Source organism: Listeria ivanovii subsp. ivanovii (assembly GCF_900187025.1).
Classification (GTDB): Bacteria; Bacillota; Bacilli; order Lactobacillales; family Listeriaceae; genus Listeria; species Listeria ivanovii.
Genome location: NZ_LT906478.1, coordinates 1,710,009 through 1,728,973, shown reverse-complemented (window position 1 = coordinate 1,728,973; position 18,965 = coordinate 1,710,009). Strand labels below are relative to the sequence as shown.

Annotated in this window: 17 protein-coding genes, 1 riboswitch and 1 other annotated feature; of the genes, 11 read left to right on the top strand and 6 right to left on the bottom strand. The window is 38.5% G+C overall.

All coding sequences use genetic code 11. The annotated features are described in order from the left end of the window. Positions 1-30: 30 nt before the first annotated feature. Positions 31-969: a 1,4-dihydroxy-2-naphthoate polyprenyltransferase gene (locus CKV67_RS08485; RefSeq protein WP_014093037.1), complete on the bottom strand. Its 939-nt coding sequence runs from the start codon at positions 967-969 to the stop codon at positions 31-33. Between the two features lie 174 nt (positions 970-1,143). Between CKV67_RS08485 and CKV67_RS08480 the strand changes: the two genes are divergently transcribed. The 5 genes from CKV67_RS08480 to CKV67_RS08460 are packed head-to-tail and all read left to right on the top strand — an operon-like array spanning position 1,144 to position 7,334. Beyond that, complete coding sequence (locus CKV67_RS08480) at positions 1,144-2,532, top strand: isochorismate synthase (RefSeq protein ID WP_014093036.1); 1,389 nt, start codon at positions 1,144-1,146, stop codon at positions 2,530-2,532. Then, positions 2,529-4,271 carry a 2-succinyl-5-enolpyruvyl-6-hydroxy-3-cyclohexene-1-carboxylic-acid synthase gene (gene menD / locus CKV67_RS08475; protein ID WP_014093035.1) on the top strand — a complete coding sequence of 581 codons (1,743 nt, stop codon included), beginning with the start codon at positions 2,529-2,531 and terminating at the stop codon, positions 4,269-4,271. Before CKV67_RS08480 ends, menD begins: the two co-directional genes overlap by 4 nt. 1 nt (position 4,272) lies before the next feature. Then, the gene (gene menH, locus CKV67_RS08470; RefSeq protein ID WP_014093034.1) at positions 4,273-5,103 is read left to right on the top strand and encodes a 2-succinyl-6-hydroxy-2,4-cyclohexadiene-1-carboxylate synthase; all 831 of its coding nucleotides are present in this window, start codon (positions 4,273-4,275) and stop codon (positions 5,101-5,103) included. Continuing rightward, positions 5,100-5,918, top strand: a complete 819-nt coding sequence (menB, locus tag CKV67_RS08465; RefSeq protein ID WP_014093033.1) for a 1,4-dihydroxy-2-naphthoyl-CoA synthase — start codon at positions 5,100-5,102, stop codon at positions 5,916-5,918. The genes menH and menB overlap by 4 nt, the downstream gene beginning before the upstream one ends. 15 nt (positions 5,919-5,933) lie before the next feature. Next, positions 5,934-7,334, top strand: coding sequence for an o-succinylbenzoate--CoA ligase (locus CKV67_RS08460; protein ID WP_014093032.1), 1,401 nt, complete (start codon positions 5,934-5,936; stop codon positions 7,332-7,334). A 37-nt stretch (positions 7,335-7,371) separates the two neighbouring features. Here CKV67_RS08460 and CKV67_RS08455 read toward each other — a convergent pair whose 3' ends face one another. Together CKV67_RS08455 and yidD are read right to left on the bottom strand one after the other, a co-directional pair. Further along, positions 7,372-8,325, bottom strand: coding sequence for a metal ABC transporter substrate-binding protein (locus CKV67_RS08455; protein WP_014093031.1), 954 nt, complete (start codon positions 8,323-8,325; stop codon positions 7,372-7,374). A gap of 149 nt (positions 8,326-8,474) precedes the next feature. Next, the gene (gene yidD, locus CKV67_RS08450) at positions 8,475-8,750 is read right to left on the bottom strand and encodes a membrane protein insertion efficiency factor YidD (RefSeq protein ID WP_025279983.1); all 276 of its coding nucleotides are present in this window, start codon (positions 8,748-8,750) and stop codon (positions 8,475-8,477) included. Between the two features lie 72 nt (positions 8,751-8,822). On the opposite strand from yidD, the gene ytkD reads away from it, so the two are divergent. The 3 genes from ytkD to CKV67_RS08435 are packed head-to-tail and all read left to right on the top strand — an operon-like array spanning position 8,823 to position 10,516. Then, entirely contained in the window at positions 8,823-9,296 is a 474-nt protein-coding gene (ytkD, locus tag CKV67_RS08445) for an RNA deprotection pyrophosphohydrolase (RefSeq protein ID WP_014093029.1), read from the top strand. 49 nt (positions 9,297-9,345) lie between these two features. Then, positions 9,346-9,588 carry a DUF2584 domain-containing protein gene (locus CKV67_RS08440; protein ID WP_025279982.1) on the top strand — a complete coding sequence of 81 codons (243 nt, stop codon included), beginning with the start codon at positions 9,346-9,348 and terminating at the stop codon, positions 9,586-9,588. Positions 9,589-9,604: 16 nt separating this feature from the next. Then, positions 9,605-10,516 (top strand): L-lactate dehydrogenase, encoded by a 912-nt coding sequence (locus CKV67_RS08435; RefSeq protein ID WP_025279981.1) that lies wholly within the window; start codon positions 9,605-9,607, stop codon positions 10,514-10,516. A 102-nt stretch (positions 10,517-10,618) separates the two neighbouring features. Here CKV67_RS08435 and CKV67_RS08430 read toward each other — a convergent pair whose 3' ends face one another. Beyond that, positions 10,619-10,918, bottom strand: coding sequence for a hypothetical protein (locus tag CKV67_RS08430; protein WP_014093027.1), 300 nt, complete (start codon positions 10,916-10,918; stop codon positions 10,619-10,621). Positions 10,919-11,111: 193 nt separating this feature from the next. After that, positions 11,112-11,220, top strand: a riboswitch (SAM riboswitch). Between the two features lie 106 nt (positions 11,221-11,326). Here CKV67_RS08430 and metK point away from each other — a divergent pair. Then, positions 11,327-12,526 (top strand): methionine adenosyltransferase, encoded by a 1,200-nt coding sequence (gene metK / locus CKV67_RS08425; protein WP_014093026.1) that lies wholly within the window; start codon positions 11,327-11,329, stop codon positions 12,524-12,526. 134 nt (positions 12,527-12,660) lie between these two features. Next, a complete protein-coding gene (gene asnB, locus CKV67_RS08420; protein ID WP_014093025.1) occupies positions 12,661-14,526 on the top strand; it encodes an asparagine synthase (glutamine-hydrolyzing) in 1,866 nt (621 codons plus the stop codon). 24 nt (positions 14,527-14,550) lie between these two features. On the opposite strand, the gene mnmM is transcribed toward asnB, so the two are convergent. Together mnmM and mnmL are read right to left on the bottom strand one after the other, a co-directional pair. Further along, the gene (gene mnmM / locus CKV67_RS08415; protein WP_014093024.1) at positions 14,551-15,126 is read right to left on the bottom strand and encodes a tRNA 5-(aminomethyl)-2-thiouridylate-methyltransferase MnmM; all 576 of its coding nucleotides are present in this window, start codon (positions 15,124-15,126) and stop codon (positions 14,551-14,553) included. After that, complete coding sequence (gene mnmL, locus CKV67_RS08410) at positions 15,123-16,088, bottom strand: tRNA modification radical SAM protein MnmL/YtqA (RefSeq protein WP_025279980.1); 966 nt, start codon at positions 16,086-16,088, stop codon at positions 15,123-15,125. Before mnmL ends, mnmM begins: the two co-directional genes overlap by 4 nt. A 129-nt stretch (positions 16,089-16,217) precedes the next feature. After that, positions 16,218-16,420: a binding site (T-box leader), on the top strand. Between the two features lie 73 nt (positions 16,421-16,493). Here mnmL and leuS point away from each other — a divergent pair. Beyond that, positions 16,494-18,905 (top strand): leucine--tRNA ligase, encoded by a 2,412-nt coding sequence (gene leuS, locus CKV67_RS08405; RefSeq protein ID WP_032363881.1) that lies wholly within the window; start codon positions 16,494-16,496, stop codon positions 18,903-18,905. Positions 18,906-18,965: the final 60 nt, after the last annotated feature.

Below are 18,965 nucleotides of genomic sequence, written 5' to 3'. Positions count from 1 at the left end.
TCATCCGCTAAAAGATGATAACCAGTTTTTTTACATGAATAAGTTTCTTGATAATAAGCTTAACAGGTAAGCGAGTGCAAGTGTTATTCCAAAGATAGTTAACGCCTTAGAAGTTGATTTCATGGCTGGAACCATGGTGATTGGCGAAGATTTACCAATGAACCGCTTAACGGCACGAATTGCTTCTGGCAAGCTAAGAAGAATGAGTAATGTCCACCAAGGAGCATTCTGTGTAAAAATAAGCGCAAGTTCAAATACATAGCTGAAAAGGAAAGCTGCAGCAAATAGAACCGTAGCCCATTTGCGTCCTAGTATGATGGCCAGTGTGTGACGTCCATTTTTCTTATCAGGATCTAGATCACGAATACTATTAGCAAGTAGCAAGTTACCAACGAGCACCATTACCGGAATCGAAACATAGACGATAAATGAACTAATAAATTCGGCTTGAATGTAGAAGGAAATAAAAGTAATAATTCCTCCCATAAAAAATCCTGCCATCACTTCACCAAATGGAGTGTAGGCAATAGGATAAGGGCCACCAGTGTATAAGAAACCAACAAGCATACAAATTGCGCCAAGTAATCCCACGTACCAGTTGAGTTCGATTGATAAGTATACGCCACCAAAGATGGATAAAATGTATAAAATAATTGCCAGGAATAAAATAAATCCAGGTCGCATACCATTACGAACAATGGCACCACCATTGCCAACGGAATGTTCATCATCTTGTCCTTTTTTATAATCAAAGTATTCATTGAATAAATTAGCTGATGTTTGGATAAAGAAACAAGCAACTAACATGACAAGAAATCGTGTAAAATGAAAACTGGTATAACTCATTGCAACACTTGTTCCGAGGAATACAGGTACAAATGAGGCAACAAGCGTATGTGGACGAAGCAAGGTCCACCATTTTTGAAAACCAGTTTGTTTTGTAAGTACAGATTTTGAAGCTTTAGACATGTTTTTCTCTCCTTTTTCACTTCCATATGTTTCAGATGTATACCATTCATTTTAGGGAAATATTAGAAGTACGTCAATAATTATTGCTGAAATGGGAGGAAAAACGCAAACCAAGCAGTTTGGCTCGATTTTTGGTATAATAGAAGATGTGAATGTAAAAGGAGAGATAAGCATATGAATACTAAATTGCCTCTTGATTTATTTAATCAAGCGAAACGTAGCGCAAGCCAAGATGAACCTGCCCTGTTTAGCTGGGTAACTGAATTAGATGAATTAGTGTCTCCAGTCAAATTATTCAAAAAGGCTGGTACTGCTTTTAAAGGTGAACGATTTTTCTGGCAAAATCCAGAAATGACACTGACGATGACTGGCTTTGGCGTAACGAAACAATTTTTGGCAGAGAAGAAAAAAGATGCTTTTCTTGGACTGCAAGAGAAAATTGATGAACGACTTCGTACGAGTGTAACAAATGCAACAGTAGATGCAACTGGTCCGCTCTATTTTGGCGGTTTTGCTTTTGATCCTGAACGTGATACTGAAAAAGAATGGCAAAGCTTTAAAGACGGCTTGTTTTACTTACCATTGTTTATGTTGACGAATAAAAATGGCAAAAGTTACTTAACTGTCAACTTATCGATTTATTCCGATGACACAGAGAGTAAATTAGATGCTGTTTTTAATCAATGGCAAAAAATCATTCATCAAGAGGTTAATGAGGCGGAAATGGCTTTACTAACAGATTCTAAAGAGCTAGGGAAAGAACATTTTATGGAAACTGCGAGTGAAATCATTGATATGATTAACCATTCGGAAGACGTGAAAAAAGTGGTTCTAGCTAGGCGAATGGGGCTTCGTTTCCAACGACAAGTAGATAGTGCAATTATTTTGGAAAATATGCTGGCAACACAAGAAAATAGTTATTTCTTTCTTATTGAAAAAGGGACTGGAGTGTTCTTTGGGGCAAGCCCAGAGAGACTACTTGCTGTGAATGAGGATACGATTTACTCTTCATGCGTAGCTGGTTCAACGGAGCGTGGCGCAACAAATGAAGAAGATGAAGCACTTGGGAATGCTTTATTAGGCGATGCGAAAAATTTACGAGAGCATTCTTATGTTGTTCAGATGATGGAAGAAACATTAAAACCGTTTACAACGGGACTATCACTGTCCAGTCAACCAGTTTTATTAAAAAATCGTGATATCCAACATCTTTATATGAATATTACTGCGAAGAAAAAGCCAAATGTAACCATGCTTGAAATGGTAAAAGCGCTTCACCCGACTCCCGCACTTGGTGGATTGCCTCAAAAAATGGGTCTCGCGATTATTCGAATGAAAGAAGAAATGGACCGCGGACTTTATGGTGCTCCGATTGGTTGGATTGATATGAAAGGCCAAGGCGAATTTGCTGTTGCGATTCGTTCTGGTTTAATTGTTGATTCACAAGGGGTATTGTATGCAGGTTGCGGGATTGTTGGAGATTCCGTGCCAAAAGACGAATTAAAAGAAACTGAGGTTAAATTCCAACCGATGTTACGCGTATTAGGAGGCATTAAGAAATGACAAACCACGAACAAGTGCTGACAGATTATTTGGCCGCATTTATTGAAGAACTTGTACAAGCCGGAGTGAAAGAAGCCATTATTAGTCCAGGTTCGCGCTCCACACCACTTGCACTAATGATGGCAGAGCATCCTATCTTGAAGATTTATGTAGATGTAGATGAACGCTCAGCAGGTTTCTTTGCCCTTGGTCTTGCAAAAGCATCCAAACGTCCAGTTGTTCTTCTTTGTACTTCTGGAACGGCCGCGGCGAACTATTTTCCGGCTGTTGCAGAAGCAAATTTATCACAAATTCCACTAATTGTACTCACCGCTGACCGCCCGCATGAGCTTCGAAATGTTGGTGCACCTCAAGCAATGGATCAGTTACATTTATATGGTACGCACGTGAAAGATTTTACGGACATGGCCTTGCCGGAAAATAGTGAAGAAATGCTACGTTATGCGAAATGGCATGGCAGTCGAGCAGTGGATATTGCGATGAAGACTCCTCGTGGTCCTGTACACTATAATTTTCCACTTCGCGAACCACTCATTCCCATTTTAGACCCCTCACCATATACTGCAACTGGGGAAGAACGCCACCATGTACATATTTATTATACGCATGAAGTTTTAGAAGCGAAGGCTATTCAAAAAATGGTTCGCGAGTGTACTGGTAAAAAAGGTGTTCTTATTGTTGGACCGATTGATAAAAAAGAAATTGAACAACCGCTTGTTGATTTAGCGAAAAAGCTTGGATGGCCAATTATTGCTGATCCACTTTCTGGGCTTCGTTCTTACGGAGCGATGGATGATGTTGTAATCGATCAATATGATGCCTTTTTGAAAGAAACAGAAATTTTGCCTGATATTACTCCAGAAGTCGTTATTCGTTTTGGTAGTATGCCTGTTTCCAAATCACTTAAAAACTGGTTAGAAGCGCTTACGAAAATTCGGTTTTATGTGGTGGATCCAGGAGCAGCTTGGAAAGACCCAATTAAGGCAGTAACTGATATGATTCATTGCGATGAACGTTTCTTGCTCGATGCATTACAACAACATATGCCAGATGATGTAAAAGATGTAAATTGGCTGAACAGATGGACTAATTATAACGACACCGCGCGTCAAATTGTTCTCTTGGAAATGGCAAACACAACTTCATTAGAAGAAGGGAAAATTGTTGCTGAACTACGTGAGTTATTACCAGATAAAGCTGGTTTGTTTATTGGTAATAGTATGCCAATTCGTGATATGGATACTTATTTTCCACAAATCGATAAAAAAATCAAGATGCTTGCTAATCGTGGTGCAAACGGTATTGATGGTGTAGTTTCATCTGCACTTGGAGCAAGTGTTGTATTCCAACCGATGTTTTTACTGATTGGAGATTTGTCTTTTTACCATGATATGAATGGCTTACTAATGGCGAAAAAATATAAGATGAACTTGACGATTGTTATTGTCAATAATGACGGAGGAGGGATTTTCTCCTTCTTACCGCAAGCTAAAGAACCCAAATATTTTGAGTCGCTTTTTGGAACGTCTACTGAATTAGATTTTCGTTTTGTGGCTGCGTTGTATGATGCGGACTATCATGAAGTAAATTCGGTTGATGCTTTGGGAGAAGCAGTGGACAAAGCAAGTTTCCATAAAGGCTTGGACATTATTGAGGTAAAAACAAACCGTCACGAAAATAAGGCAAATCATCAAGCGCTTTGGGAAAAAATTGCTACTGCCCTTAAGGCGTTAAAGTAACATGCAAATTAACGGACAAAAGTATCATGTAACTACTTTTTTTAGTGAAGAAAAGAGAAAGGTTTTGTTGATGCTGCATGGTTTTACTGGAACAAATGAGACGTATAAGCATATCATTTCAAATTTAAAAGCAGCGTATGATATCGTTGCTCCTGATTTGCTCGGTCACGGAAAAACAGTTAGTCCTAAGCCTTTAGAGCGCTATTCGATGGAGCAGATTTGTCAGGATTTGGCAGAAATTTTACGTCAACTGGAAGTACAGCAATGTATTTTACTAGGTTATTCGATGGGGGGGCGTGTTGCAACTAGTTTTGCAGCCAAGTATCCTGAAAAAGTACAGGGCCTTATTTTAGTAAATAGTTCGCCTGGTATTGAGCAAGCTTCAGACCGTGAAAGCCGAATGTTAGCAGATAACCGATTAGCAGATTCAATAGAACAAGAAGGTATCCAAGCATTCGTTAAGTATTGGGAAGAATTACCACTTTTTGCTTCACAACAAAAGCTGCCAGTGGAAATACAGACTGAAATAAGAGACGAAAGATTATCGCAAAAACCATTTGGACTAGCTATGAGTTTACGAGGAATGGGTACTGGTAAACAGGATGCTTACTGGGTGGATTTAGCTAATTTTACTTTTCCTGTTTTATTAATTACTGCTGAGTTCGATAAGAAATTTCAAAGTATTGCGGATGAAATGTTGAAATATCTACCAAATGCGACCCAAATAACCATTAAACAAGCGGGACATGCTGTTTATTTAGAACAACCAAGTACTTTCCTTAGTGAGTTAAATCACTGGCTGGAAGTTAATTTAAAGGAGGAAGAACAATGAGTTTTAATTGGCAAACAGAAAAAGAATATGAGGAAATCAAATATGAAAGTTATGAAGGCATTGCAAAAATCACCATCAATCGTCCTCAAGTACATAATGCTTTTACACCAAAAACAGTGACAGAAATGATTGATGCTTTTAACAGAGCACGTGATAATTCGAAGCTTGGCGTGATTATTTTAACAGGTGAAGGAGACAAAGCATTTTGTTCTGGAGGTGATCAAAAAGTTCGCGGTCACGGTGGTTATGTTGGCGATGATCAAATTCCACGCTTAAATGTACTTGATTTACAACGCTTGATTCGTGTTATTCCAAAACCTGTTATTGCAATGGTTGCAGGCTGGTCAATCGGTGGGGGAAACGTACTTCAATTAGTATGTGACTTAACGATTGCTGCTGATAACGCAAAATTTGGTCAAACTGGACCGAATGTTGGTAGCTTTGATGCAGGTTATGGTTCTGGCTATTTAGCTCGTGTTATTGGACATAAAAAAGCGAAAGAAGTTTGGTTTATGTGTCGCCAATATACAGCAGCTGAAGCACTGGAAATGGGTTGGATTAATACAGTTGTTCCAGTAGCAGATTTAGAAAAAGAAACCGTTTCTTGGGCCAAAGAAATGCTACAAAAAAGTCCAACAGCTCTTCGGTTCATCAAAGCCGCATTTAATGCCGATACAGATGGTTTAGCAGGTATTCAGCAACTAGCTGGTGATGCTACACTTCTATACTATACAACAGATGAAGCCAAAGAAGGGCGCGATGCATTTAAAGAAAAACGCGATCCAGACTTTGACCAATTTCCAAAATTCCCTTGATTTGAAGGTGTAAAAATGGACATGACAAACTGGCTTCAAAAACGAGTGCGGCTTTCTCCTAAAGAGACCGCGCTCGTTTTTGAAGGAAAAAGAGAAACATTTGAAGAAATATATCAAGTCGTAGAAAACTTAGCTGGAAAATTGTTTTTTCAAGGTGTGATTCGAGGCGATAGGGTAGCCATCCTTGGGAAAAATGACCGGCTGACATTCTTACTGATTCACGCTTTACAGCAAATAGGTGCGGAGACGTTATTTCTTAATAATCGCTTGACTAAAAAAGAAATAGCTTACCAACTCGAAAATGCCGAAGTAAAAGAAGTAATTGTTTCAGATGCTTTTTTCGACAAAGTGAATTCTGGTATTAGTTATACTGAGTTAATACAAGGGGAATACAAACAACCCGATATTCTAACAACATGGGATTTAACTAAAGTTGCTTCTATTATGTATACATCAGGTACTACTGGGAAACCAAAAGGCGTCATCCAAACTTATGATAATCATTGGTGGAGTGCGGTTTCTTCTGTATTAAATATGGGGTTAACTGAACGTGACAGTTGGCTTTGCGCAGTACCAATTTTTCATATTAGTGGTTTATCGATTATGATGCGTTCGTTGATTTATGGGATTCCAGTATATTTGGAAGAACATTTTGATGAAGCAAAGATTACTAAAATGCTTTTGTCTGGAGAAATTTCGACAATATCGGTAGTTACTTCTATGTTAGAAAGATTACTCCGTGTTCATGACGGTGGATACCATTCGAATTTACGAACCGTATTGCTTGGCGGTGGACCTGCGAATAAAGCCACATTGGAAGTTTGTAAAGCGCGAAATATCCCGCTGGTACAATCGTTTGGTATGACCGAAACAGCATCACAAATTGTGACTCTTTCACCAAAAGAAGCGCTGACTAAAATCGGTTCTTCCGGAAAAGCTTTATTCCCAGCGGAAGTGAAAATTGCTGCTGATGGGGAAATTTTACTGAAAGGTCCATCCATAACGCCAGGATACTTGCACAATGAGGAAGCTACGAAAAAAGCTTTTTCTGATGGCTGGTTTAAAACAGGTGATATTGGTTATTTGGATGAAGCGGGTTTTTTATTTGTGTTAGAGAGACGCTCTGATTTAATTATTTCTGGTGGGGAAAATATTTATCCGACCGAGATTGAACAAGTGATTAGTAGCTACGAATCTGTTCAAGAAGTAGCTGTTGTTGGTAAAGCAGATTTGAAGTGGGGTAGCGTGCCAGTTGCTTATATAGTTGCTAGTGATGGTTTTAATGAAGCAGATTTACGTGCTATCTGTCAAACTAACTTAGCGAGTTATAAGATTCCGAAGCAGTTTATTTTAGTAGCAAGTTTACCAAAAACCGCCTCTGGAAAAATTAAACGAAATCAACTGAAGGAAAACTAAAAAAGGAAATGCCACTAAATTGAGGCATTTCCTTTTTTTAATAATTAAGGCCTTCTTTTAAAGCTGCTAAGTTATCTTTCATTATAGAAAGATAATCACGTTTTTGATCGATATCTTTTTGTGTTAGAGTTTCTAAATTATGCAGTGTTAATGCTTTGGTATTCGTTTCTTGTTGAATGACATCTGCTATTTTGGAGTTAGTATTTTGCTCTAACATAATGTAGGGAATGTGTTCGCTGTCTATTTTTTCGACAATGGATTTTAATTTTTTTTGAGAAGGTTCATCACTTGTTGATACGCCAGCAATAGGGATTTGATGTAGTTTGTATTCTGTTTCCCAGTAACTATATGCGGCATGAGCAGTGACAAAATCTTTTTGTTTTGCTTCACTAGTAACTGTTTTAAAGTCTTGGTCTAAGTTTTTTAGGTTTTTCTTGACTGTTTGATAATTTTTTTCGAAAGTTTCTTTTTGATCTGGCATTTCTTTCACTAATTTATCTTTCACGATAGTAGCCATTTGTTCCATATAAACAGGATTTAACCAAACATGTGGATTGATATCTCCATGCTCGTGTTCTTCTTCGCTTTCATGTTTATGCTCTTCAGCAGCATCAGGATCAGTTGGTAAATCTAATTTTTCTGCGGTAGGAATAAACATCACATGCTCATTTGAAAGTGTTTTTCCCGCTTTGTCAACAAAACCTTCCATACCAAGGCCAATATAGAAAAACAGGTCGCTATCTGCAATTTTCATCATATCTTTCTGGGTAGGTTCAAAACTGTGAGCATCTGAACCTGGAGGATAAATACTGTTCACATCGACATATTTGCCACCAATTTGTTCAGTTAAGTATTGCAAGGGGTAAACAGTTGTATAAACCGTTAATTTGTCACTGCTACTCGCACTTGTATCTTTTTCGGATGAACATCCAGCAAATATGAGTAAAATAGATACAAAGGCTATTAGCATCATAAAATAGCGTTTTTTCAATTAATTCACTCCTTTAAATCGAAATTATTCTTGTTTATATAGGGTGCTAATCGTATTAATTACGATTTATAAGCCAATGTTGATATTACCTTATTCTGCCAAAAAAAGCAAGAAAAAAACGAACCGCAAATAAGCTATTCGTGCTATGATTAATGATGATCATGGGCGTTGCAAGTATGTTTGGATTTATTATCAGCGCCATTTTTATCTTTCTTTGGTGGAACAAAGTCAAGTCCGCCTTTGTGGAAAGGATGACATTTGGAGATTCTTTTAATGGCTAAGTAGCTACCTTTCAGCGCGCCATGCGTTTGGATTGCTTCGATGCCGTAAGCGGAACAAGTTGGATAAAACCGGCATGTAGCAGGAGTGAAACGCGAAATATATTTTTGATAAAGTCGGATTCCTCCGATAAGTATTTTTTTCATTATTTTTCATCCTCGAAATTCATGTTACCTACAGCTTACCATATTTTTGAAAAAAGAAAAGGAAGTGGGATTTTGTTTACCTATAAAGATGCGTTTCAAAATGAAGTAACGATTTATTTTGAAATGCAAAACTATCAAGCTGACGATGTGTTAATTATTCCGAGATTATCTGAAGGCTGGTTATTTACAGAACATAAAAAGCGTGGTTTAGAGTTTCCGGGTGGGAAAGGGGAGAAAGGGGAAACGAATAACGAAGCTGCAAGACGAGAACTGATGGAAGAAACGGGGGCAGTTGCTGGAGAGCTTTATTTTGTGGCTGATTATCTCGTACTATCAAGTGAGCGTACCTTTACGAAACGAGTATATACAACGAATGTAGAGAAAATAGAACCACAAGCAGATTACTTAGAAACAAACGGACCAGTTATTTTAGATGGGAACCTTAGTCATTTCATTTTGGAGCCGGCATTTAGTTTTTTTATGCGAGATGCTGGAATGGTACAAATTGTTCAAGCAGCAGAGCGGATTTTAAGCAGCAAAAACTAGTCAATTAGGGGTAAACTCTGCTATGATAAAAGCATTGGAGGTGAGAAAATTGGGTATGCCACTAGAAGTAAATACAATGATCGTTACAAAGGGAAAAGAAAAACGGATTTCTGATAATTTTTTTGAATTAGAAAAACTAGAATATCGAATTTATCCGATTGATGTTCCCATCCTTGTGCGCAAAACAAAAGAAGGCGAAACACTTGGAGAAGCGATTCCTCGTAAACTAGTTTGGGAAAATAATAAAACGATAATTAAATATGAATTAATAGCCTTAAATTCAAGTAACTAATTTTGGAGGAGATTCTTTGAAACGAAAAGTTGGTATCATTGGTACTGGCCATGTTGGCAGCGACGTGGCTTTTTCCCTTGTTACACAGGGTGTTTGTGAGAAACTAGTCTTAATTGATAAAGAGGAAACAAAAGCAATGAGTGAAGCACTCGAACTTCGCGATATGAGTTCTATGACTCGTTCACATACGGAAATTATTCCGAATGATTATCGTGCGTTAAGTGATGCAGATATTATCGTGATAGCTGTTGGGCCAGAAACATTGCTACGAGAAGACCGAATGGAAGAATTAATCGAAACAAGCAAAGCCGTAGCGGAGATAGTGCCAAAAATTTTAGCCACTGGTTTTGACGGAATTTTTATTAATATTACAAATCCTTGTGATGTTATTACTTCCTTAATACAAAAGATAGCTGGTTTTGACCATTCGCGCGTATTTGGTACGGGAACATCCCTTGACACAGCGAGAATGCGCAGAGTTGTTGGAGAAGCACTACATATTAATCCGAAAAGTGTTGATGGGTATGTTCTTGGGGAACACGGAGAATCACAATTTGTTGCTTGGTCGACTGTCCGCATTGGCGGTGTAAATATTGCGGATTACCAAACAGAAAAACCACTTGATTTACCAGCATTAAAAGATGCCGTTCGTGGTGGAGGTTGGAATATTTTAACAGGTAAAGGTTGGACCAGTTTTGGTATCGCGACAGCCACAGCACAAATCATTGATGCGATATTAACGGATGCGAAACAAGTTTTTCCGTTAGCTGTATTTTCACCGAGATTAAATGTTTATATTGGACAACCTGCCATTATTGGTTCAAAAGGGGTTATTAGCATATTAGAACCAAACCTTACAGAGATAGAACAGTCGAATTTTAAAACATCTGCAGAGATTATTAGCAATGCGTTTGATGCTATTAAATAAATACAATTCCTAGCAATAAATAGCTGGATTACCTAACTTGTACTTACTAAAATTAAAAATAGCTACGTTAAAAGTTGTATTGGCTTTTAACGTAGCTATTTTTTATGCAGTTTTAGCTTTTTTTTGTTTAGGGTTATTTGATTTTTGAACAATAAAACGAATGAGACTAATGATAAGTGAAACAATATATTCACCAAACGCACCAATGAAAATGGCGATGGCTATTTCGGTTTGGGCCATTCCACCACCATAAAAACTGATGAAAAATACGACACCACTTGCAATCAACCCCATTGTGGCTAAGAAATATTTAAACCAATACCACCGAAGTACAAAATCAAATAAACAAACAGCCGCTAAAAAGCCGAGAAAAATAATCAAGGATAACGGAATTAAACTCATAGATACAATCTCCTTTAGATAAATAAAACATCTTTTTATCCATCTATCATAACACAGGTTGGAAATAATGATAAGAAAAAAACAAATTGAAAAATTTTATCCATTAAAAGTGCCCTTAAAATAAGTAAATCACTGGAATAATTATTGCATCTAGACCTACTTTATGGTATTCTAGCTTAGAATTAAAATTTATCTCTTATCCAGAGCGGTAGAGGGACTGACCCTTTGAAGCCCAGCAACCTACACATATATGTGAAAGGTGCTAATCTGTTGCAGGAACACTATTTCCTGAACGATGAGAGCAAAGGTATAATAACAGCCTTTCTCTATTCGTGCGCGTTTTGTGCAAAATAGAGAAAGGCTTTTTATATGGGACGTATTTGGAGAGAACTGAAGGAGGAAATGAAATTGACTAAAAATCGTCATCTATTTACATCAGAATCGGTTTCTGATGGACATCCAGATAAAATTGCAGATCAAATATCTGATGCAATTTTAGATGCAATTATTACAAAAGATCCAGACGCTCGTGTGGCTTGTGAAACTACTGTGACAACTGGACTTGTTTTAGTAGCAGGAGAAATCACTACTTCTGTTTACGTAGATATTCCAAAAATTGTTCGTGATACAATTAAAGAAATTGGTTATACACGTGCAAAATATGGTTTTGATGCAGACACATGCGCCGTTTTAACAGCGATTGATGAGCAGTCGCCTGATATCGCACAAGGGGTAAATGAAGCTCTCGAATCAAGAAGTGGAGCAGAACATGATGCAGCTATCGAAGCAATTGGTGCAGGAGACCAAGGCTTAATGTTTGGTTTTGCAACAGATGAAACAGAAGAATTAATGCCATTACCAATTTTTCTAGCACATGGATTAGCGCGTAAATTAACAGAGTTACGTAAAACAAAAAAACTCGATTACTTGCGTCCAGATGCTAAAACACAAGTAACAGTAGAATACGATGAGCAGAATCGTCCTGTTCGAATTGATACGATTGTTGTTTCAACACAGCACCATCCTGATATCACGCAAGAACAAATTGCCAAAGATTTGCATACTTACCTTTTTCCAGAAGTGATTGATGCTTCTTTCCTAGATGAAGATACTAAATACTTTATCAATCCAACTGGTCGTTTTGTAATTGGTGGACCACTTGGAGATGCTGGCTTAACTGGTCGAAAAATCATTGTCGATACTTATGGCGGTTATGCTAGACACGGCGGGGGAGCGTTTTCTGGAAAAGATCCAACCAAAGTAGACCGTTCTGGCGCGTATGCAGCGAGATATGTTGCTAAAAATATTGTTGCTGCAGGACTTGCTAAAAAAGTCGAAGTACAGTTAGCTTATGCTATTGGTGTGGCTCATCCAGTTTCGATTTCCATTGACACATATGGAACAAGTGCATTTTCTGAGCAAGAGCTAATTGATGGTGTCAATGCATTATTTGATTTACGTCCCGCAGGAATTATTCACATGCTAGATCTTCGGCGTCCGATTTATCGTCAAACAGCTGCTTTTGGACATTTTGGCCGTAGTGATCTTGATTTACCTTGGGAAAGAACGGATAAAGCAGAAGCATTACAAAAATTAGTAACTAAATAAAAGTTGCCGAACATTTCGCGCTTAGTGATGTTCGGTTTTTCTTTCCTAAACAGTGCAAAGCAAGTCTAGTTATGATATGATAGACGTTGTGAAAAAAGATAAATTGATTATGTATATAGAGGAGAAATGTTACCATGTGTGGATTTGTAGGATGCGTACATGACCGCATTACAGAGATTACTGACGCTGATAAAGAAACCTTTAGACAAATGAATAGTATGATTACGCACCGTGGACCTGACGATGAAGGTTACTTCACAGATGACCACGTGCAATTTGGTTTCCGCCGTTTAAGTATTATTGATGTAGAAAACGGTCATCAACCGCTAACGTATGAAAATGAACGTTATTGGATTATTTTTAATGGAGAAGTTTATAACTATGTCGAACTCCGCGAACAATTAATCGCTGAAGGAATGACATTTGAAACCGAAAGTGATACAGAAGTTATTATCGCTACATATGCGAAATATAAAGAAAAAACAGCTGAACGCCTGCGCGGAATGTTTGGCTTTGTCATTTGGGACAAACAAGAAGAACTTGTATACGGAGCACGCGACCCATTTGGTATCAAACCATTTTTCTATGCAGAAGAAGACGGCAAGCTTTATATGGGCTCTGAGAAAAAATCCCTTCTTCATGCACTAAAAGAAAAAGAATTAGATGAAGTTTCCTTACAAAATTACATGACTTACCAATTTGTTCCAGAACCAGATTCTTTAACAAAAAATGTAAAACGCTTGGAACCAGGTCATCAATTCACGAAAAAAATTGGCGAACCAATGGAGATTACGACTTATTGGAAAGCCACTTTTGCACCTGTAACGAAATCAGAAGACGCATGGGTGAAAGAAGTCCGAGATGTGATGTATGATTCTGTGAAAATGCATATGCGTTCGGATGTACCAGTTGGATCGTTTTTATCGGGTGGAATTGATTCCTCGATTATCGCAGCCATTGCGAAAGAATACCACCCAGCTATCAAAACATTTTCAGTTGGTTTTGAGCGGGATGGATTTAGTGAAATTGATGTGGCGAAAGAAACTGCAGACAAACTTGGTGTAGAGAACATTAGTTACGTCATTTCACCAGAAGAATATATGAAAGAATTACCAAAAATTGTTTGGCACATGGATGATCCGCTTGCTGATCCGGCTGCTATTCCGCTTTACTTCTTATCTAGAGAAGCGCGCAAACAAGTAACAGTTGCTTTGTCTGGTGAAGGTGCGGATGAACTATTTGGCGGGTATAATATTTATAACGAACCTAATTCTTTAGCGGTGTTCAACAAAATGCCAAAAGTATTTAAATCTATGTTAAACAGTGTGGCGAGTGTGATGCCAGAGGGAATGCGTGGTAAAAGTTTCTTAGAACGTGGAACAACGCCGATGGAAGAACGTTACATCGGAAATGCAAAAATGTTCACAGAAAAAGAAAAACAAATTTTACTTCCAAAATACCAAACTGGACATGATTATACGAATATTACTGATCCGTTTTATGCGGAAACAAAAAATTATCATCCAGTAGAAAGAATGCAGTACATTGATATTCATACGTGGCTTCGCGGAGATATTCTTCTAAAAGCGGACCGGATGACAATGGCCAATTCCTTAGAAGTTCGTGTTCCTTTCCTTGATAAAGAAGTGTACAATGTTGCAAAAGGAATTCCGGACACAATGAAAACAACGCAAGGAACTACGAAATACATTTTGCGTAAAGCAGCAGCAACTTTTGTACCAGAACATGTACTTAATCGTCGTAAATTAGGATTTCCAGTGCCAATTCGCCACTGGTTAAAAGACGAAATGAACGCTTGGGTTAAAAATATCATTAAAGAATCACCAACAGACCATTTAATTAACAAAAAATATGTGTTAGATTTACTGGATGATCACTGCGCCGGAAAATTCGACTATAGTCGGAAAATCTGGACAGTTGTAATCTTTATGATTTGGTATGATGTTTACGTAGCAGATAAATACGATTTCGGTAAATAAAAGAAAACCTAGACAGGCTATCCGTTAGCTTTGTCTAGGTTTTCTTTTTTCGATAACAATCAGAAATGGTGCGTCATTTTGTTGGTTGATAAATTGGTAGGATAAAACGTGAAATTCTTGTTGGCAGATATTTTCACAAAAACGGACCACCGCTTGTTTCTCTTGTTTTCCTTCTGGATGTCCATGATAAATAACGAGAATTATCACACCGCCAACTTCTAATAACTCCATCAAATGTTGAATGCTAATTAAGGTGGAGTCTGCTGTTGTTGTGATTTTCTTATCACCACCCGGCAAATAGCCAAGGTTGAAAATCGCCGCTCGAACAGGATTGGTCGCATACTTAGGAATCGTAGCGTGACTTGCACAAATTAATTCTACTTGCGAACTCACAACTGCATTTTCTAATCGAGTTCTTGTCGTGTCAATCGCCACTTGTTGAATATCAAATCCCAACACATGACCATTTACACCAACAAGTTCGGCAAGTAAAAGCGTATCATGACCATTTCCGCAAGTAGCGTCCACCACATAATCACCCGGGCGTACGACTTTACGAAGCGTGTCATGAGCAAAGGGAAGAACCGCACGTAAATTCATTTAGCAATCACTTCCGGCGCTTGATACAGTTTTCCTTGCCAGCTATCTCTTCTAACTAATTCAGCGTCAATGGCATTTAATACTTCAAATTTATTTAAGCTCCAAACAGGACCAATCAAATCATCGACCCCGCCATCACCAGTAATCCGGTGAATAACCATTTCAGGCGGCAAAATTTCTAGTTGGTCAGCTACTAAGTTAACATAGCCATCTCGAGTTAGGAATTCCAAATCACCTTTTTTATAGTCTTCCACCATTGGCGTCCCTTTTAACAAATGAAGTAAATGAATCTTAATCCCATCAACGCCACTTTCAACGACTTTTCGAGTAGTCTCCATCATCATTTCGGGCGTTTCTTTTGGAAGACCATTAATAATATGCGTACAAATTCGAATATTATGCGCTTGGAGTTTCTTCACGCCTTCTACATAACAATCATAATCATGTGCGCGGTTAATTAGTCGACCAGTTTCATCATGTGCGGATTGCAAACCAAGCTCTAGCCAAAGATAAGTACGTTCATTCAGTTCAGCCAAATACTCGACGACATCATCTGGTAAACAGTCAGGTCTAGTTGCAATCGAAAGGCCAACCACGCCAGGTTCATTCAATACCGTTTCGAATTTTTCTCTAAGTTCAGCAACTGGGGCATGTGTGTTTGTAAATGCTTGGAAATACGCAATACATTTGCCATCTTTCCATTTTGTTTGCATTTTATCACGGACTTGTTGAAACTGCACTTTTAAATCAAGTGCTCGGTTCCCCGCAAAATCACCAGACCCAGCAGCACTACAAAAGGTGCAACCACCATGTGCCACCGTGCCATCACGATTCGGACAATCAAAACCGCTGTCGAGAGCTACCTTGTAAGTTTTTTGACCAAATTGTTCGCGTAAGCAGTAGTTCCAAGTATGATACCGCTTGTTATCATTACTGTATAAAAATGGATTCGCTTGTTTCACTAGTTTTAGACTCCTTCATAATGAAATTCTCCATTCATTTTAGCACATTTTTACGAGCAAGTTGGAGAAAACTTCAGAGCGCTTGCTAAAAACATTATTTTCAGCTACAATAAAGCTAATGAATTTTGAGAAATAGCGATGAAATGGAGTAGTAATCTACACGTTTTTGGTGCCAAGAGAGCTGACGGCCGGTGCAAGTCAGTCACAAAAACCAGATGAACTTACCATGGAGCTTGGGTGTATCCCCGTTTTCCGCGTTAAGGAGTTTTGAAGTTGAGTGGTCAAACACTAATGTGGGTGGTACCGCGGGAGAAGCATCTCTCGTCCCATGGCGATAAGCCGTTGGGATGTAGGGATTTTTTTGTATCCAAAATTCGATATTTTAAGGAAAAGAGGATGAGTAAAGTGACATTTAATCACAAAAAAGTGGAACCGAAATGGCAACAATATTGGAGTGAACATAATACCTTTAAAACAACCGAAGATAAAAATAAAGAAAATTTCTATGCGCTAGATATGTTTCCGTATCCATCAGGAGCTGGTCTTCACGTAGGACACCCAGAAGGTTATACGGCAACAGATATTTTGTCTAGAATGAAACGGATGCAAGGTAAAAATGTGCTTCATCCTATTGGTTGGGATGCTTTCGGTCTTCCTGCTGAACAATATGCGATTGATACTGGTAATGATCCAGAAGAATTTACCGCACTTAACATTGCTAATTTTACTCGCCAAATTAAATCGCTCGGTTTTTCCTACGATTGGGAACGCGAAATTAATACAACGGATCCAGAATATTATAAATGGACACAGTGGATTTTTGAGAAATTATACGAAAATGGCTTGGCTTATGAAGCTGAAATCGCTGTCAACTGGTGCCCGGCTCTAGGTACCGTCCTTGCGAATGAAGAAGTTATTGATGGCAAAAGTGAACGCGGTGGTTTCCCAGTTTTCCGTAAACCAATGCGCCAATGGATGCTGAAAATTACAGCTTATGCAGACCGTTTGCTAGATGACCTTGACCTTGTCGATTGGCCTGAAAATATTAAAGACATGCAGCGCAACTGGATTGGACGTTCAGAAGGGGCCGAAGTAACTTTCAAAATGAAAGACAGTGACGAAACCTTTAACGTCTTCACGACACGCCCAGATACACTTTTTGGCGCAACTTATACTGTTTTTGCACCAGAGCATGAACTTATCGAAAAAATTACCACAGCCGCTCAAAAAGATGCAGTGGAAGCATATAAAAAACAAGTCGAACTAAAAAGTGAACTAGAAAGAACAGATCTTGCGAAAGATAAAACAGGCGTATTCACAGGTGCCTATGCGATCAATCCAATTAACGGCGAAGAAGTACCCGTCTGGATTGCTGATTATGTACTAATCCAATACGGAACTGGAGCAATTATGGCCGTACCCGCACATGATGAACGTGACTATGAATTCGCGAAGCAATTCGGCTTGAACATTCGCCCAGTTCTTGAAGGCGGAGACGTTACTAAAGAAGCTTTTACTGGGGACGGCCCGCATATTAACTCTGGCTTTTTGAATGGTCTAGATAAAACAGAAGCAATCACAGCGGCAATTGACTGGCTAGAAAAAGAAGGGATTGGCAACCGCAAAATCACTTACCGTTTGCGTGACTGGTTGTTTAGTAGACAACGTTATTGGGGTGAACCAATTCCAGTAATTCACTGGGAAGACGGTGAGACAACGCTTGTACCAGAAGAAGAACTACCACTACTCTTGCCAAAAGCTACCGAAATTAAACCATCTGGAACCGGCGAATCTCCACTTGCCAATTTGCATGACTGGGTAAATGTTACAGATGAAAACGGTCGTAAAGGTCGCCGAGAAACAAACACTATGCCACAATGGGCTGGTTCAAGTTGGTATTTCTTGCGCTACATCGATCCAACTAATACAAAAGCAATTGCCGATAAGGAAAAACTTGCGGAATGGCTACCAGTTGATGTGTATATCGGCGGGGCTGAACACGCGGTACTTCACTTGCTTTACGCGCGTTTCTGGCATAAATTCTTGTATGACATCGGGGTAGTTCCAACCAAAGAACCTTTCCAAAAACTATTTAACCAAGGGATGATTCTTGGCGAAAATAATGAAAAAATGTCCAAATCAAGAGGAAATGTCGTTAATCCAGATGAAGTCGTTGAAAAATATGGTGCAGACACACTTCGCTTGTACGAGATGTTCATGGGGCCACTTGAAGCTTCGATTGCTTGGAACGAAAATGGTCTAGAAGGAGCACGCAAATTCCTCGACCGCATTTGGCGCTTGCTTGTTACAGAAGAAGGTACACTTGCTGAAAAAGTTACAACCGATGCGAATGCTAATTTGGAAAAAGCTTATCATCATATGGTGAAAACAGTGACCAATCATTACGAAAACCTACGTTTTAACACGGGTATTTCACAACTAATGATTTTCATCAATGAAGCTTACAAACAACCAACCATTCCAAAAGAATACGTCGAAGGTTTCGTCCAACTCTTGTCACCAATCGCGCCTCATTTAGCAGAAGAACTATGGGAAATCCTTGGTCATACCGAAACAATAAGTTACGTTTCTTGGCCAACATACGACGAAACAAAACTCGTAGAAGATGAAGTGGAAATCGTTCTACAAGTAAATGGCAAAGTGAAAAATAAAATTACCGTTGCGAAATCACTTTCAAAAGAAGAACTAGAAACGCTTGCAAAAAATGACGATAAAATGAAAGAAAACCTAGAAAACAAGTCTATTCGTAAAATAATTGTTGTGCCTGGAAAATTAGTAAATATTGTAGCAAATTAATAGAAAAACGCTTCGAAATTTTAGTATAATAGCTAATTTCGGAGCGGTTTTTTATAGGGA